The organism is Bacillus sp. AFS037270 (assembly GCF_002585305.1).
In genome coordinates this window covers 1-16,725 of the sequence record NZ_NUNF01000090.1, presented here as the reverse complement: position 1 = coordinate 16,725, position 16,725 = coordinate 1, and the positions used below count along the sequence as shown (strand labels likewise).

The following is a 16,725-nucleotide window of genomic DNA, read 5'->3' as shown; positions in this document are numbered from 1 at the left end:
TCTACAGGAATGCTAATGGGATGCTTTTGTTTAACAAGGATACATTATTAAAAGCCCTTATGAATAGAAAGGGCTTTTAAACATTTATTGAATCATATGAAGGCAGCCGCAGCAGGCCAGCTTCGTTATGTTTCTATATCTAACATAACATGATACAGGTTCAATAAAGACAAACTTATCATTCTCGTCTTTCTTTTTCATCAGATAAATTTCCCTTCTTCCATCTCTTGGAACACCCAGTTACAAAATCCCTGCATAGTTACCATCCTTGTAATTTAAGACCAAACCGAAATCATCTTTTCGGTACCCGCTAACTATCACATTTGCAGATTGGTAGTTAATTACTTTAAGCCAGGAGTATGACCGTTTCCCAATCTCATATGTGCTATCCTTTTTCTTCAGTACAATTCCTTCAAGGTCATGCTCTTAATGAGATTAATAAGGGCGATGCCATTGCCATCGATACTCATTACTTTTGATAGCAGGGGAGTGTTAACTGGTATGAGCGCATCAAGAATTTCCTTGGATTGATTGAGCGGGAGGTGGGTTACTTTTTCCCCCTAATGATAAACTTACAAATGTTTCTTTTTCAATAGACTTAAAACACGCCTCAATAACATTCATATTTTGAATGGTATCTTTTAAAAGGTCCTCTTGCATTTTCCCTTCTAATATTAATTGAGAGAAATACTCTACTTCTAACGTATATTGTTGTCCATATAAATTTTCTACCCTTTTATTTCCACTTTCATCAACAATAATAACATGGGCATTTCCATTTTGAGGTATAAAGGCTCTTGGCACTTGAACGGTGCCTTTTGTCCCAATAATTTCATATTGACCCACTCTTGTTCGGTCCATGGCAGCATCAAACTCCGCAATAATCCCATTTTCAAGCTCAATTATTCCCGTTACTGACATATCTACTTGATTAGATAAGTCATTTTGAGTTGAAGCAAAAACCCGTTTAGGTTCGGTATTTAAAATATTTCTAATTGAATGAATACAGTAACAACCGACATCATAGATACTGCCTCCGCCTAATTCTTGATTCATTCGAATATTTCCAATTTGATCCTCAAGGAAAAAGGATAGGCTCACCCTCATAATCTTTACTTCACCAATTTCACCAGAAGCAATAATTTCTTTTACTCTTTTATGTTGTGGGTGAAATTGATACATAAAACCTTCCATAAACATAACCCTATTTTTCTTACATACTTCGATCATTTCTTTTGCTTCTAATACAGTCAAGGCTGCGGGCTTCTCACAAAGGACATGCTTCCCTTTCTCAGCTGTTTTCTTTACCCAGGTCGAATGGAGTGCATTTGGCAAAGGAATGTAAACTGCATCGATATCTTGATCATCTAACAACTCCTCATAAGTCTCGTAAATCTTTGGAATCCTATATTTAGAAGCAATTTCGTATACTTTGTTATTTGAACTAGCGATTGCAACTACTTCTGCATTAGGTGCATCCGTAAATGCTGGAAGTAATTCCTCTTAAGCAATGTACGCAGTACTTAAAATTCCCCAACGAACTTTTGTAGCCATTTTTCCAACTCCTTTAATTAGCTTATTACAATGGTATCTGTATAAATAAAACGATTAAAAAAGGCTATTTATTTAATTAATTGTTCTTGTTTTATTAATATAGCTGATTATATAGAAAGATATAATAATAGTAATTGGGTTTTGAAGACATGTGTTTACACTTTTAAGACATTCTTTTAAAGAAGAAGCGTAAGGGTGACAAAATTTTTCAGCCCAAAAGGTTCTGAAGGTATATGGAAAACATCGTTCTGGACAAATACAATGAAAGTTTGAAAAAATAAATGGAAAATAAAATTGCGAGATTTGTTATATTATTACCAGTCTTAGTTTCTGAACACCTTGACTAACCGTATTTTCGAACGCCTCTCGCTATGTACTATCCAATAAATGTGCTTACCAGGTTTGATAAAGAACCTAGAGAGTTTGCTTTTGATAATGCACTAAACTTTCCTTGAGGATGTTGAGAGTTATAAGAAACAAATTGAAGTGCTCACACAGGTTATTGAAACAATAAAGGAAGAAAAAGTTCACATAGCAACTTTCGGTGATGTAAAGTTAATGGTTGACAATCAATCATTAGCTTTATTACTTAATGAGGAAAATTAAAGGATTAATTAGTCAAAAATAATTAGAAAGTGCACCTATAAAAAAATGCTTAGCATATGCCAAGCATTTTTTCATTTTATTTGGCTTTGGGGAATACTCTACGAATGGTTTCAGTAAATTCATTAAAGAAACCTGAGACTGGTCTACCGTTACGAATATCAGACGCATATGTGTTCATTCGATCATAAAAATCAGGGTTTTCCGATACATAAACGTGATTAATATCACGATCAGTAGATTTTACTCTTTGTGAAATCTTATGCTCAATATTATAAGTACCCTTATTCCGGGATGTAGATGAAAGCTTTACAGCTACATACGCATTATTTTCTGTCACAATAACATTTGCAGTGTCCACCTCTGGCAAGTCTGCTACTCTTTTAGCTGCATCATCAGCAACGCTCATCTTAGAACGATTATCATAAGCATTATTGTTCCTGTCATTGGTGATGTTGTTCTTTGTCACATTTTGATCCCGATATACAACATCATTTTTATTTACGTTATTTCTGGTACATCCAGTTAAGTCAAGGCTAAATATAAGGATTGCAATTAAGATTAAGCTCTTTTTCATAATCTAGTCCCTCCGTTAGTTATGTTAGACAACAATAGGTTTCCATTTGTTTAAAACAAGGGTCTGTAGTTGTTCAATTATGTTTTTTACTTTGGATTGGTGGATAAGAGCCCTTTGACTTTATTATCTTTTTTTATCATTTCCCAATAGCCTTAAATTATATTAATTGGCTACAATGTAATGTTTTCCATTGTAAACTCCTCCTATGAATCCACTTTTCACCTCCTACTCTTACAAAGGTAGATTTTATTATTTATTATTGAATAACTTATTCTTTTTATACTTATTATTTGGTTTAAGGGGGGAATTTATATTTAATGAATCGAGGATAGGATGAAGAAATTGTGAAGCAATGTTTTTACAAAGTTAGCTGTTGAAATTGGTCTTGATGAAAAAGAATATCGAACAGCACTTGTGAACAGAACCTATCGGGAAGATACCAAAAAGCCTTGCAACGTGCTTATAATGAAGCGGATATTACAGCTGGTTCCTACATTCATAATTGGCGATACAGTTGCAGCAGGTATTCTATCAAAGGAAAATCTTGAACAAATTATCCATGAAGAAAAAAACAAACAGAAGCTTAGTTTAAGCACAGAAGGAATTACTTGTGGCATTGATGGATGCTAAGTATGTTAATTTTAAGCATAGTTCAATGAAGATGTTACTCTCGGTGAAAATATGGTGTGTCTTCTGGAGTAGTATTGATTTCAACAGTTCCACATTAAAAAGATTAATCAGGATTTATAGGTAAATACACATTTTCAAGAGAACAAGTTTATAGGTTAATAACTAAAGAATAGGATAATGTGAGATTAAAATAGTAAAGGAGTGCAGTTTTATGTATCCTAGCCATGTACCTCAATATTATAACAACAATCCATTTAGTCAGGATGCCTATATATACTCGTTACCATACCAAGAAATGGATTATTACCATTTAGCACATGATGGGAGGCAATTTGGCGGGCAACAACCTCCGTCTGCTCCTCCAGGTCAAGATCTGGAGCCGGGACCACCAACATCACCACCGCCATCTATGGTTCCTCAACAGACGCATCAAGCAGGAACGTATGCGGTAGACCCAGGCAGTATGATAAGTTGTTTACACAGATACACGTATGTATGGCTTAGAGGTCGTGAACAATTCTGGTTTTACCCAACATTTATTGGTCGAAACTCTGTCTCAGGGTATCGCTGGACTGGTTCTAGATGGGTCCATTACGGAATAAGCTTAAGACAAATTCAATCTTTTACTTGTGTTTAATTTATTTTTATAAATATTCAAATCAGTAATGTTCCTTAAAAAATTGAGAATCAATGCAATAGAATGAATACTATTTATTCCTTATAACGGAAAGAGCTGCCACTTGGACAGCTCTTTCCGAATGATGTTACTCTTTTAAAACACGCTTGGCACCAACATATCGATCATTCCAATATTTTAACGTTAGCGATTGAATCGAAACCCCTTTAGATGTAGCAGCAATAAATTTATTGTCTCCTAAATCCCCACAAATGAAATATCTTCTTCATTTGTATAGATAAATTAGGTTTTTCGTAGACTTTAAGAATTTATATAAAAATGGAAATTATATCTTGACAGTTATTGGCAAATACAATATTATCATTATTGATAATGATAATATTAAGGGGAAGGCTTTCATAAGAGGGGAGGATATAATGGTTAGTACGGCAAAGATTATTTCGATGTTTTTTCCAATGATGTTTTCGTTAGTGTTATTTATTGGGTTGATTTTGTATTTTCGTAAGAAAACAGGTATCGCGGTAAAGCCGTTAATTGCAGGTACGATTGGATTTGTGGTGATGACACAGGTTTTGGAAAAAGCGCTCCATCTTGTGGTCATTACGGCTTTTCCAAATTATGCGGACCACCCTTGGGCTTTTGGACTATATGGTGGTTTGGCAGCGGGCTTATTTGAAGAACTTGGCCGCTTTCTTTTATTCACTTGGCTGTTAAAAAAGTTCCATGACTACAAAAGCGGAATTTCTTTTGGAATCGGCTGGGGCGGAATAGAGGCTGTTCTACTGATGTTAACAATGATGGTTCCAAACATCATGTTTGCGTTTATGATTAATGCAGGGACATTAGAAAAAACTTTGGCAGGACAAATGCCAGCTGACCAGGTCGCAGCTATTAAAGATACCGTGTTAAATAATGGTGTATCCTTTTATTTATTAGCTTGTGTCGAACGGTTCTTCGCAGTTTTCATGCAGATCACCTTTAGTTTATGGGTACTGATTGCGGTATTAAAAAAGAAATTTGTTTACGTTATTTATATCATTCTTATTCATGCAGCAATTGATTTCCCGCTCGTATTCGTGCAGACCGGCCATTTTACTAATTTATGGGTTGTGGAATTATATATAGCCATAGTGGGGATGATTTCGTTTTGGTTGATTAAGAAGGGGAGAGTTTTGTTACCTTAACTATTGAGGGAGCTTTACGGCGAAGTGGTCTCTGCCTGTCAGTGTGCCGGAAATTATAAAAGTGAAATAATGCTAGTCACCAGATTTACTTATGGAGGAGAGCATTTCATCTCCTTCATAAGTAAATCTTTTTTTGTAAAGGCTGATTTCGCAAAGTTTGTTTCTCTCTTTACCACACTAAATTAAAACTCTAACCGCTATAAACACTATCACATGTTCCAGCTTTTGGTTCATAATAACAATGATTTTTAAATTGACCAGATTGTGGTTGACCGTACCATGTAGGAGGGCATGGAGCATGTGGATTAAAATACCAAAGGGCATATTTCCCTGGGTGTTGTCTCCAATAATCCAAATTCTGTTTTGCTAATCTTCTTTCAGAAGTTCTCGCTCTTTGATAAAATATATTTCCTTTTTGAACAGCTTCAAAGGAAAAATTTCCTCCTTGTACTTGATAAATAACTTGGTTAACGCTTCTTAAACCTTTAAAGTCTAAACAATTTGCTACAAGACGATTAACAATGACGTTTCCAACATATAACATTCCAAGTTTTCCTTCACCTTCAGCTTCTGCTCTCATCATCCTCGCCATTAAGGCAACGTCTGAAGTTCGATAATTCGCTCTCGGCATTTTTTCACCTCCAAAATATAGTATGAAAAAAAGCCTACATTGATGTAGACTTTTTTTAATAAAATCACATTTCACCTATGTCCAAGACTTTTCAGTGTTACTGTTCGAAATTAAAAAATCCCTTATCTTTTTGAACAAAAAATTTTATATTAGTCTTTATGGACTAAGTGAATTATAATGACAACTATGACATTTTCTATAACAGGGAGGAAAAACGAATGAAATTTCCAAATGATGCGGATGGAGAGGCTTTACAAAGTCTATATAAAGATGGAGTGAATTTTAAAAAACAGCAATCTGTCGAATTTTTTGTGGCCGTGCCTGATCAAGCAATAGGTGAAAAATTATCGGTAGTACTAAAAGAAGAAGGATTTAATTGTTTCTTAGAGCAGGACGACGAAACGGATGAGTGGGCATGTTGTTGCTCTAAAAGAATGCTATTAAATTATAATGAATTAATTAACATACAGAAGAAATTAAATAACTTAAGTAAACCACATGGTGGATATTCCGATGGTTGGGGTGTTTTTGTAGACTAATTAAGGGACTCAAAAGGTTATGATTATAATTGATCCTCAAGTTCATCAACTAAAATACACAATCATAACCACCGTTTAAGCCTTAAAACTGGAATTTTATTTATAACGCTAGAGGTTTCTTTAAAAGGGGCAATGATGATCTTCATCACTGCCTATTTGTGTTATTAAAATTATATCCCTAATATTCCAGCCAATTTTGTCTGATCAAATCCTAGGATAACTTCTTCACGATCTTCGTATTTGATAATGGTTGCTGGTGTAGCAGCAGCACCTAGTTCAATAAGTTCATAGAGAAATTGATCGTTTTTACGTACGTCTCTTTCTTCAAACTCAATCCCATTTTCTTTAAACCATAGTTTTTCCGCATGGCATGGCGGGCATGTTTCTTGAGTATAAATAATTACTTTTCTCATTTTAATACCTCCTCTTCCTTAAGGTCATTGTACAATGAATTTTGTTTCCATACCATGAGTACGATTTATGTGGCCGGCATTAACGGATTAAACGTGGAGTTCCCTCTAACTCGATAGTTAAGGAAGGAATAATTAAAGCTAACGTAAAATATTTATATAACAAACAAATGGAAGTTAGTACATTTTAGAGTCCCTGTAACTGTTTTAGAAGGGAGCAAATATTTTGAATCGAAATAAAAATGTACAGTTAACCATTTTCTTGCTTTTATGCTTATTAATCATTCTTATTGTTCATGCCATACTTCATATAAGAATTTACTTTGTCTACACTACGAGTCTTGGTCCTATTTTCTTGATAGGATTGATTATTTTCCTAATTGCTTTATTATATTATAAAGGCTAAAACACGAATGGAATAAAAGTGCTTTGAATGGCAGCGTATTAATCTTCCCATGATGTGAAAAAAATCATTGGTTCCTATCCACCAATAAACAACAAATAGTTTGTATTATCATGTATCAAATGGTAAAATATAGCTCCATTATGAATGAAAGCATCTACAAAAAATTGTAGATGTTTCTTTTTGTTGCATCCTTTGCCATTGAAAAAAACCTTCCTACTTGAGAGGTGACGGATAAAAGAATGAGCCAGAAAAAACAAAAATCAGTTCGAGAACATAAAGACTATCAATCAGAGGTTGAGCGTTTAGAGTTTACAAAGGAATATATTAAAAGTGTTTTGGAAATGTCAAAAGGCAATAAAGAACAGATTGTTGAGAACTTGAAAGAGGCATTTGCTGAACTTGATACTTCAGATAGCAGTTTAAGTTACATGACCCTTCTCACCAATGCTCAATATTTAGAATTGGCCGAAAGTGAATTGGAAAGATTAGCTAGCGTAATCGGCAAACCGTATTTTTCAAGAATCAACTTTACAAGCTCGGGTGACAGCAAAGAAGAGATTCTGTATATCGGGAAAGCCTCATTGTTTGACCGTGTCAATCAGACCCCCATTATTGTCGATTGGCGCTCACCGATTGCAAATGTTTACTATGATGGTCGTCTAGGAGATGTATCCTATGACGCCTATGGGGAAATGCAAAGTGGTTATTTATCGTTAAAGAGACAGTATGAAATCGAGAATGGAATATTAAAAGAGATTAGAGATATCGATTTAACTACACACGATGAACTACTCCAGAAATCTTTATCAGGAAAAGCAGACAATCGCTTAACCGAAATTGTCGCGACCATCCAAAATGAGCAAAATGAAGTGATTAGAGCCTCGCTTAAACACCCCATTATCGTACAAGGAGCTGCTGGAAGTGGTAAAACAACCATTGCACTCCATCGAATTTCTTATTTTCTATACTCTTCTGGATATCGATTTCCTCCAGAAAAATTAATGATTCTTGCACCAAATAAATTATTTATCGATTATATTTCTGCCGTTCTCCCTGATTTAGGGGTAAATAAGATAAACCAAACTACTTATATTGAATTTATGAGAAATTGTTTAGGGAAGAAAATAAAATTGTTATCTCCTAATTCCAAATTAATGATGCTGATTAACAGTAACGAAAAATCAAAAAGGATCCAATGGGTTTCTAGTTATAAAGGATCTCTGGAATTTAAGGGGGTAATCGATCGCTATTTGAAAGAGATTGAATTAAATTTGGCACCTTCCGAGGATTTTATCATTGAAAAATCCCGATTAATGAGAGGGGATAAACTCAAAAGGTTATTTTTAAAAGAATTTAAATACTTACCGATCTATAAAAGACTGGATAAAATAAAAAATTTATTAGCAAGTGATTTAAGACTAAAAAAGTCCATCATCCTGACTAAAATTAACAGTAAATATGACGATGCTTTAGAAAAGGCCCTTTACAGCACCAGGCTGGATGCAGAAAAAAGAAGGGAAAAAGTAGTCAGCATCATGGATTCAAAAGAATTAAGAATAAAGGCAGTAGAGCAAGAGTCGAAAGTTGCTGTTAAAAATTATATGGATTCATTTGTTAAAAAAGATATTTTTAGCTTATACAAGGAACTGATGACCTCGCCTGAAACTTTACAAAAATATTCAGCTGCACTTTCAGAGTTTGAATGCAAGAAGTTAAGTAACTATTGTCAAAAGGTTTTTGCAAAAAATGCACTAGAACTTGAGGATTTAGCTCCAATATTTTATATGAAGGCAAAATTAGAGGGTATTGGAGACAAGTATAAAATGAAGAGTATTTTCATTGATGAAGCACAGGACTATAGCTATTTCCAATTTGCTGCACTAAAAGAAGGGTTTGAAACAGATTTGTTTACAATCGTGGGAGATCTAGCCCAAGGGATTCATTCTTACCGGGGGTTAAATAGCTGGGAACCATTAGTTAAGGAAATTTTCCCAAATGCTAATTATCAAGCGTTACAAAAGAGTTATCGAACGACGGTCGAGATTATGCATTTAGCAAATGACATTCTTTCGATTATGGATAAAGACTTGCCAAAGGTTGAACCAGTCATTCGACATGGGGACAAACCACGTTATACGAATATTGATCCAGCCAATCTGCAACAAGTAAAAGAAATACTTGAACATGATATTCACCTTCTCAAAGAGGAAGAGCTTAACTCGATTGCGATTATTGGAAGAACCGACAAAGAGTGCTTACGAATTCATAAAATGCTGGAAAATAGTAATCTGCCAATCCAGCTATTAGAAGAAAAAGAAGATATGAAAAAGGGATGCGTAGTGATCTTACCCTCTTACCTTTCAAAAGGGTTAGAATTTGATGCTGTACTGATTCTGAATTTGGATGAATCGTACAGTGATGAAGAGTTAGACATCAAATTGTTGTACGTAGCCATGACAAGGCCGATGCATCGATTGTTTTTATACGCGAGTGCGCCATCGGAATTATTATTAAATAGGGTTAACTCCGATAATTTTGAAAATGAATGAATAAATAAATTGCCAGGCACCATCCAAATATAAGGAAGTGCCTGGAGTAGATTAAAAGTAAATATGGGGGATAAAGAAAATGGATGAACAGGACTGGATCATCTTAAAGGTGCTATACGAAAAGAAGAATATCACGAAAACCGCTGAAAGGTTATATATATCCCAACCATCATTAACGAAAAAAATTCAACAAATAGAGAAGGAATATCAAGTAGAAATAGTCATACGGGGTACAAAAGGAGTTCACTTTACACCCCAAGGAGAATATCTAGCTCAGTGTGCAGATGAAATGCTGAATCGTCTCCAACAGATTAAAGATACAGTACTTAATATGGGTGAAGAAGTTAGCGGAACCTTACGCTTAGGGGTTTCTAATTACATAACAAGGCACAAGCTGCCACAGCTTTTAAAGCTTTTTCGTGAACAATTCCCTAAAGTAAATTATAAAGTTACAACGGGATGGAGTAGGGATGTGTTTAATCTTGTTTATTATGGGGATGCTCATATTGGGATGGTCCGTGGGGACTATCAGTGGCCAGATTCCAAAATACTACTCTTTGAAGAAAATCTCTGTGTAACTTCATTAGGAAAAATTGAACTTCATGATTTGCCTTCTCTGCCAAGAATTGAATATGAAACAGATGCTTTACTAAAGACCATGATTGATAATTGGTGGAGTGGAGAATTTTCTCAGCCACCATTTATAGGCATGGAAGTGGATAAAGCCGATACATGCAAAGAAATGGTATTGAACGGATTGGGATATGGAATACTTCCTAGTGTTCTTGTTCAAGAGCATCAAAAACTTAATCGCATCATTCTAAAAGATAAAAAAGGGAATCCAATAGTAAGAAGAACATGGATGTTGTATCATGAAAAATCTCTTGAGACCAAAGTAATTAAAGAGTTTGTAGAATTTGTGAAAAAATTAGATTTTAAATCAACTATTTAAGAAAGCGTGGGCAAATGCTCAGGCTTTTTTTACTTAGTATGAAGCAGGGAATGTTGTCATTCCTTTTTTGAATGATTATCAATAATTTATTTGTATTTCACCTGTTTGGATATTGTTTTTAAAATGAAATGGAGGAGGAGGAAAGTAATTGGAGGATAATTCAAAGAAACTTATTACATATTTAATGGAGCAAGAAGGGAAAGATTTCGATGCACTTATAAAGGACGAGATCGAAGGGATCGTTGGATTTAGTTTTATGACCTACATTAAAAGGGCAAAAATTCATATTCAAGCCGGGAGAATAACAGTTAGCGAACCTAAAACAGGAAAATACTTTTGCTTACCGGTCTTCGGTATCAAACAGATCTACGACGAAACCTGTGGAGAGTATGATAGGACATTAACAATAAAATATATCAATGACTATTGCATCTTCATACAAATATTTGAGCCGTCTTGGATGGAAAAAGGGAGATAAAGCGTAATAGGAGTTTTAATATATCACAATCACAAGGTAACATAGCAATTTGATTCTTAAAAAAGGGGGGATTATTTTATGGGCGTTTTATTTCATATTATGTTAAATGTTATTTTACCAATATTTGTTCTTATTGGTGCTGGTATATTTCTTCATAGACAATATAAATTAGACATGCACACCTTATCTAAATTAAATTCATATTTACTAATGCCTGCTGTGAGTTTTACCAATGTATATCAGAGTAAAATAGAAGGAGATACGCTCCTTGAGATTCTTAGTTTCCTAGTAATACAAGGTCTTTGTTTAATGGTAGTCAGCACTGGATTATCTAAAATGGCGAAATTTGAGAGCAGTCTTTCATCTACCTTTAAAAACAGTGTAGTACTAAGCAATTCGGGGAACTTTGGATTACCTGTCAGTCAAGTGGTATTTCAGAATAATCCTCTGGGTCTATCAATCCAAGTTGTGGTCATGGTTTTTCAAAATCTCTTAACTTATACATATGGATTATTTAATTCTGTTTCTGTTGATAAAGCAAAATTCCAAGCGATAAAAGCATTTTTGAAGAATCCTGTCATCTACGCTTTTGGGGTTGGGGTTTTTCTCCATGCCGTTTCAATAAGAATACCTGAATACATATGGACACCTATAAAAAATACTTCAAACGCATTTGTAGCGATAGCACTTGTTACACTTGGTGCACAAAGTGCTTTTTTAAAAATAAGTCGTTTTTCGCTGCCCTTAGTTTTAAGTCTAATTGGAAGGCTAATTCTTTCACCCTGTATTGCGTTCATCATCATACTAGCATTGAAGCTGGATGGTACAATAGCACAGTCATTGTTTATTGCGAGCTCTTTTCCAACTTCAAGAAATAGTTCGTTGTTTGCACTAGAATATGGAAATCATCCTGAATATGCAGCACAAGTCGTTTTATTGTCCACTGTATTCAGTATGATGACAGTAACCACAGTTATTTTTTCTGCTCATATGTTATTTTCTTAAATTGTTTATTAAAGGCTCTTTTCGTAAACTTTGTTGCTCTTGGACCTTAATAAGGGTCATAACTTAAGTTTCAAGGCAATTTACGCAAATGTTCTTACGAAAAGATGCCACGATGTATATAGTTATACGGGTTGATGAACTTATACGAAAAACAATAATTTACGCGAATAGCCTTATTAAAAAGTTAATAACTCCATGTCCATTTTAAATGTTCACTATTTTAAAAAGATTGACACTTTTAATCGAATCATGATATAAGCATTAATAATAACATATAATATGACGAATGAGCATACCACAGGGGGAGTTGCAATTATGGTACATAACAGCAAAATATTAGACTGTACGATCCGTGATGGAGGGTTAGTCAACAATTGGGATTTCAGTGTCGAATTTGTTCAGGACCTTTATAACGGACTAAGTGAAGCTGGTGTGGAATATATGGAAATTGGCTACAAAAATTCCGCTAAGCTTCTTAACGCAACCGAGCCGAATCCATGGAGATTTCTAGATGATCATTTCCTAAAAGAAATAATTCCTGAGAAAAAGTTCACGAAGCTATCTGCTCTAGTAGACATTGGTCGTGTGGATCCGAATGACATCCTGCCCCGTGAGCAAAGCGTATTGGATATGATCCGGGTGGCTTGCTATATCCGTGAAGTAGATAAAGGTTTAGAACTTGTACAAATGTTTCATGATTTGGGTTATGAGACTTCACTTAACATTATGGCTTTATCCAGTGTGCCTGAACATCAGTTGATTGAAGCAATGGAAATGGTGAAAGAAAGTCCTGTAGATGTTGTGTATATCGTCGACTCCTTTGGGAGCTTGGACCCAGCCGGTATTGCACATCAAGTAAAAAAATTCCAGGCATTGCTCCCTAATAAACAACTGGGGATCCATACCCATAATAATATGCAGTTAGCATTCGCCAATACGTTGACTGCGTACCAAAATGGAGTAACCTTCCTAGATTCATCTGTTTATGGCATGGGACGTGCGGCAGGTAACTGTAACACAGAGCTTCTCGTTAGCTATATTCAAAAAACAAGTTATGAACTAAGGCCGGTACTTGGCTTAATAGAAAAGCACATGGTAGAAATGAGACAGAAGTGGGAGTGGGGCTATATCATTCCTTACATGATCTCTGGAGTGCTTAATGAACATCCACGTGTCGCGATGGCTTATCGCAATAGCGACGAACGAGACAAATTCGTGGACTTTTATGACAAGGTAACAACACCTGAATCTACTTTAGCGACGGTTACGAAGTAGATTAAATTAATTATCAATAATTGGTTTTTACAGCCGCCTACGGGCGGTTATTTTTTTTTGAATTTTCATCTTGATGAGTAGGTGTTGTTACTCTAATATAAACAAGTACAAAGATTTCAAAATTAGAGGTGTATTAATGAAGTTAAATGAATTTACAATTGGACAGGTGTTCACAACTAAGTCATTCAAATTAACAAAAGAAAATATTATGGGGTTTGCAGGGGAATTTGACCCTCAGTATATGCATTTGGATGAGGAAAAAGCTAATCAGGGAAGGTTTAATGGAATCATTGCTTCTGGTATACATACGTTAGCCATTTCATTTAAACTTTGGGTTGAACAAGGCGTCTATGGTGATGATGTTATTGCGGGAACGCGGATGAATAATATAAAGTTCATAAAGCCCGTTTATCCTGATGATGAATTACACACCGTTGTTGAGGTTATTGAGAAGAAAGCGAAAGGAAATGAAACGGGAATCCTTACTGTTTTGTTATCAACATTCAATGTTAAAGAAGAAAAAGTTTTTGAAGGCGATTTGTCCGTATTGATAAAGCGATAATGCCAGTGAGTTTATGTGAAGAAGCAATTGATGATTTTAACGAATATTAAAATGAATTTTAAATGAATTTGAAAGAATAATAAAAAAGATGAATTTTATTAGGTTCTTCTCAGCGAAACCCATCTAGTGGTTTAACTGCTAACATACTAATGATATATTATAATCCGGAGGGGAAAACATGAACAAAACAGAAGAATTGAAACAGGAATTGAAACAGGAATTGCAAGTCTTAAGTAGTCGACGTGATCGGATGCAGAAGAATCTTTATGAGGTAGAAAAACGCATTAATGAGATTGTTAAAGAATTGAAAAAACAATAAAAAGAAAGAGATTGTGAAAAATTGTACGACTTTAAAGTGCTTTAACGTAATAATTATAATAAAAGTGAAGGGACTTGAGTATAACTCAGTCCTTTTTTTGTGACTAAAACAAGAATGTATGTTCTATAATGAAATAGATAATAACAAAGAGGTGATAAGTTTTGGAGTTTAACCTGGAAATACATTTAAATATTGATGAAACGGGGCTATTAGCTAGAGGCAGATTTTCAGCAAGGAAAAGAGAAGAAATGCCAAACGTTGCCCACCAGTACCTACAAAGCATTAAACGAGAAACTGGGTACCGTAGAACGTTAATTGAAAAAGTAATCGTAAACGGTACAGAAGACATAACAGAGGAAGTAAAAAAAATACAAAATAGACCGATTCCACCTATGGATGATATTTTTTGGTAAGAGTTGACTACAAATGAAAACCCCTTCAAATAGGATTGAAGGGGTTTTTAAATACTGTTATTTCTCTTTGCTAACGAATAAAACACCTGTGAGAATTAGGATTGAGCCTATTCAAAACGTTCCACCTATGTTCTCTCCTAAAATAAGCCACCCAAGTAATGTTCCAACCACGGGTTGAAAGAAGAAAAATATTCCTCCACTTGAAGCGTTAAGCATTTGTAATACACGATTCCAAAGTAGAAATCATCTTACGAAAACAATTTGGCATTCTTATTTTAAGAACGAAGTAATGATTTTTTTTACAAATAATCCAATTATCACACCTGGTATAACAAATAACATTGGTAAAAAAATAGGTCCAAATAATACACCGAAAATTTTAATATCAGTAGAATAAATCAAACCTATAGTGACAAAATACGCTGCAAATACAAAAGGAAGAAATAAAAAGGGAGAATTCTCTCCTCCTTCATTTGCATCCTTTATTGCATCCCACATTGAAAAAAAATACAGGCAGGGATAAAACATTAGCCACTTGAAATTGATTTGATCAATAGAAGTATAAGTATTACCATGAAAACTTAAAATGATGGCTTTATTAAAATTTGATTGGATATTTACAAGAAGTTCAAGGAAAATGAGCAATATGCCTTTAACATATTTTTGATTTAACAGTTGTCCAAAACCAGGTAAAGCAATGGACCATAATAATTTCTCAATCGCATTTTTATTCAATCATAATCCCTATTTCCTTTTGATTTTAGCTATTTCAATTTCATCAATAGATGCAGGGGGTTTTTCCATCCAACCATGTTCAATCATAATGTTCGCTCCATCTTCCGCGTAATGAACAGCTTCAAGAAATATACGTAGAAACTTTGAACCCAAGTCACGTCTAGCAACCGTACCTACTGTAGTTCCATAATAGCCAAGTGACATTCCTGTAAGCATGGTAACTTGGAACATCATTAACTTTTCTGAAAATGGCGGAGTAGTAGATTTAAGAACTTCTGAATCATATGTGGGTGATTCAGAAATATTTTCTTCAGCTAAAAATGTGCCATAAACTCCACAACTTTACTAGCGATATTTGCTCCTCTAACCATATAATTTTGAACATCTTTTAATCCAGCAACTTGAGCAAAGCCTAATAGTAACGCTTTACCAACAGCATTTCTTTGCATATTTTCATAAAAGTGCATGATTTCTGGGAATTGATTGGGCGACGTTCTCCAAACCAACCAGTTAAATATCCTTGTTTCTCAATAAATTCAACTTTTTCTGGGATTGGGATATAAGAAGCCCTAGAATATAATCCTTTTTCTAATGAGACGTTTAAGGATTTAAAATATAATTCCCTGGTGAGGTCTACGGCACTTGAAAAAAGTTCTAATACATCGGAGCGTACACAACCAGATAAAGCTGCACCATATGCAGTTAAGCCGTGTCTTGACATATTGTGAACAAAATTTAAAAAGAAGGTATCAGAATATAATGCTGGAGCATTTAGATTAACATCCTCATTTTCACTAAAAGCAACGGGAATGGGATGATTTTCTTTAACATAAATTTCTGTAATGTTTTGTAACATTTTATCTGCTATAGAAATTGCAAAATTTATTACTGTTCGAATTTCCTCATCTTGAGTCTTTTCTTTAAAATACTTCAATACACACTTAGACATACTATTATTCATGTACCCAGTCCAAAGCTGAGCTATTTCAGCAGAAGTAAGACGAATATTATGTTCAGAATTCATAAGCAATTAGCCTCCAGGTAGCATATATTTTTAAAATGCCCTTTTTAAAGCAAAATAATATATTTTTTATTTATGATTATGGTGTTATTAGTTTTAATTAAATAATGACCGTTTCTACCAATTACATCGAAAGATATAGCTATTGTGAGAAGATGTACTTAAACTAACTGGGTGCAAGAGTGATCGGGGCTGTCGAGGCTGCTTTTTTTGCTTGTTCGCACTACGGGGCAGCATTCCTGTAA

The 16,725-nt window shown here is 34.5% G+C and carries 19 protein-coding genes and 4 pseudogenes; 12 read left to right on the top strand and 11 right to left on the bottom strand.

All coding sequences use genetic code 11. The annotated features are described in order from the left end of the window. Nucleotides 1–240: 240 nt before the first annotated feature. The 4 genes and pseudogenes from COD92_RS33530 to COD92_RS29350 all read right to left on the bottom strand — a co-directional run. Nucleotides 241–411, bottom strand: a pseudogene (locus COD92_RS33530) (ATP-dependent DNA ligase); the annotation flags it as partial. Between the two features lie 99 nt (nucleotides 412–510). Continuing rightward, nucleotides 511–1,182, bottom strand: coding sequence for a Gfo/Idh/MocA family protein (locus COD92_RS33135; protein WP_255286851.1), 672 nt, complete (start codon nucleotides 1,180–1,182; stop codon nucleotides 511–513). 12 nt (nucleotides 1,183–1,194) lie between these two features. Next, nucleotides 1,195–1,482: pseudogene (locus COD92_RS33130) on the bottom strand (Gfo/Idh/MocA family protein); the annotation flags it as partial. 754 nt (nucleotides 1,483–2,236) lie between these two features. Then, the gene (locus tag COD92_RS29350) at nucleotides 2,237–2,734 is read right to left on the bottom strand and encodes a YhcN/YlaJ family sporulation lipoprotein (RefSeq protein ID WP_255286850.1); all 498 of its coding nucleotides are present in this window, start codon (nucleotides 2,732–2,734) and stop codon (nucleotides 2,237–2,239) included. A 465-nt stretch (nucleotides 2,735–3,199) separates the two neighbouring features. Between COD92_RS29350 and COD92_RS32385 the strand changes: the two genes are divergently transcribed. From COD92_RS32385 to COD92_RS29340, 3 genes are all read left to right on the top strand, one after another. Continuing rightward, nucleotides 3,200–3,364, top strand: a complete 165-nt coding sequence (locus COD92_RS32385; RefSeq protein WP_176541461.1) for a hypothetical protein — start codon at nucleotides 3,200–3,202, stop codon at nucleotides 3,362–3,364. A gap of 211 nt (nucleotides 3,365–3,575) precedes the next feature. Further along, nucleotides 3,576–4,001, top strand: a complete 426-nt coding sequence (locus COD92_RS29345; protein WP_098533464.1) for a hypothetical protein — start codon at nucleotides 3,576–3,578, stop codon at nucleotides 3,999–4,001. A 416-nt stretch (nucleotides 4,002–4,417) separates the two neighbouring features. Then, complete coding sequence (locus COD92_RS29340) at nucleotides 4,418–5,185, top strand: YhfC family intramembrane metalloprotease (protein ID WP_141561161.1); 768 nt, start codon at nucleotides 4,418–4,420, stop codon at nucleotides 5,183–5,185. Between the two features lie 190 nt (nucleotides 5,186–5,375). On the opposite strand, the gene COD92_RS29335 is transcribed toward COD92_RS29340, so the two are convergent. Further along, nucleotides 5,376–5,816: a cell wall hydrolase gene (locus COD92_RS29335; RefSeq protein ID WP_098533467.1), complete on the bottom strand. Its 441-nt coding sequence runs from the start codon at nucleotides 5,814–5,816 to the stop codon at nucleotides 5,376–5,378. 218 nt (nucleotides 5,817–6,034) lie between these two features. On the opposite strand from COD92_RS29335, the gene COD92_RS29330 reads away from it, so the two are divergent. Further along, nucleotides 6,035–6,355 (top strand): ribonuclease E inhibitor RraB, encoded by a 321-nt coding sequence (locus tag COD92_RS29330; RefSeq protein WP_098533468.1) that lies wholly within the window; start codon nucleotides 6,035–6,037, stop codon nucleotides 6,353–6,355. Between the two features lie 170 nt (nucleotides 6,356–6,525). Here COD92_RS29330 and COD92_RS29325 read toward each other — a convergent pair whose 3' ends face one another. Further along, entirely contained in the window at nucleotides 6,526–6,768 is a 243-nt protein-coding gene (locus tag COD92_RS29325) for a glutaredoxin family protein (RefSeq protein WP_098533470.1), read from the bottom strand. 642 nt (nucleotides 6,769–7,410) lie between these two features. Here COD92_RS29325 and helD point away from each other — a divergent pair. The 8 genes from helD (at nucleotide 7,411) to COD92_RS29290 (ending at nucleotide 14,724) form a co-directional block, all read left to right on the top strand. Next, the gene (gene helD / locus COD92_RS29320; RefSeq protein WP_098533472.1) at nucleotides 7,411–9,720 is read left to right on the top strand and encodes an RNA polymerase recycling motor HelD; all 2,310 of its coding nucleotides are present in this window, start codon (nucleotides 7,411–7,413) and stop codon (nucleotides 9,718–9,720) included. 79 nt (nucleotides 9,721–9,799) lie between these two features. Next, nucleotides 9,800–10,672 (top strand): LysR family transcriptional regulator, encoded by an 873-nt coding sequence (locus COD92_RS29315; protein WP_098533474.1) that lies wholly within the window; start codon nucleotides 9,800–9,802, stop codon nucleotides 10,670–10,672. A gap of 148 nt (nucleotides 10,673–10,820) precedes the next feature. Next, a complete protein-coding gene (locus COD92_RS29310; RefSeq protein WP_098533476.1) occupies nucleotides 10,821–11,150 on the top strand; it encodes a hypothetical protein in 330 nt (109 codons plus the stop codon). Between the two features lie 78 nt (nucleotides 11,151–11,228). Continuing rightward, on the top strand, nucleotides 11,229–12,155 hold the full coding sequence (locus COD92_RS29305) for an AEC family transporter (protein WP_098533478.1): 927 nt from the start codon (nucleotides 11,229–11,231) through the stop codon (nucleotides 12,153–12,155). A gap of 315 nt (nucleotides 12,156–12,470) precedes the next feature. Next, entirely contained in the window at nucleotides 12,471–13,430 is a 960-nt protein-coding gene (locus tag COD92_RS29300) for an aldolase catalytic domain-containing protein (RefSeq protein WP_098533480.1), read from the top strand. Between the two features lie 136 nt (nucleotides 13,431–13,566). After that, entirely contained in the window at nucleotides 13,567–13,992 is a 426-nt protein-coding gene (locus COD92_RS29295) for a MaoC family dehydratase (RefSeq protein WP_098533482.1), read from the top strand. A gap of 178 nt (nucleotides 13,993–14,170) precedes the next feature. Beyond that, nucleotides 14,171–14,311 (top strand): hypothetical protein, encoded by a 141-nt coding sequence (locus COD92_RS32380; RefSeq protein ID WP_176541462.1) that lies wholly within the window; start codon nucleotides 14,171–14,173, stop codon nucleotides 14,309–14,311. Between the two features lie 161 nt (nucleotides 14,312–14,472). Next, a complete protein-coding gene (locus COD92_RS29290; RefSeq protein ID WP_098533484.1) occupies nucleotides 14,473–14,724 on the top strand; it encodes a hypothetical protein in 252 nt (83 codons plus the stop codon). A gap of 111 nt (nucleotides 14,725–14,835) precedes the next feature. Here the strand turns inward: COD92_RS29290 and COD92_RS29285 are convergent. From COD92_RS29285 to COD92_RS29270, 5 genes and pseudogenes are all read right to left on the bottom strand, one after another. After that, nucleotides 14,836–14,967: pseudogene (locus COD92_RS29285) on the bottom strand (EamA family transporter); the annotation flags it as partial. Between the two features lie 27 nt (nucleotides 14,968–14,994). Next, complete coding sequence (locus COD92_RS29280; RefSeq protein WP_098533486.1) at nucleotides 14,995–15,459, bottom strand: hypothetical protein; 465 nt, start codon at nucleotides 15,457–15,459, stop codon at nucleotides 14,995–14,997. Nucleotides 15,460–15,468: 9 nt separating this feature from the next. Beyond that, nucleotides 15,469–15,771 (bottom strand): annotated as a pseudogene (locus COD92_RS29275) (DUF3231 family protein); the annotation flags it as partial. Between the two features lie 2 nt (nucleotides 15,772–15,773). After that, nucleotides 15,774–15,908: a YvdQ family spore coat protein gene (locus tag COD92_RS33525; protein WP_176541463.1), complete on the bottom strand. Its 135-nt coding sequence runs from the start codon at nucleotides 15,906–15,908 to the stop codon at nucleotides 15,774–15,776. Then, nucleotides 15,872–16,483 carry a DUF3231 family protein gene (locus COD92_RS29270; protein ID WP_098533490.1) on the bottom strand — a complete coding sequence of 204 codons (612 nt, stop codon included), beginning with the start codon at nucleotides 16,481–16,483 and terminating at the stop codon, nucleotides 15,872–15,874. The genes COD92_RS33525 and COD92_RS29270 overlap by 37 nt, the downstream gene beginning before the upstream one ends. Nucleotides 16,484–16,725: the final 242 nt, after the last annotated feature.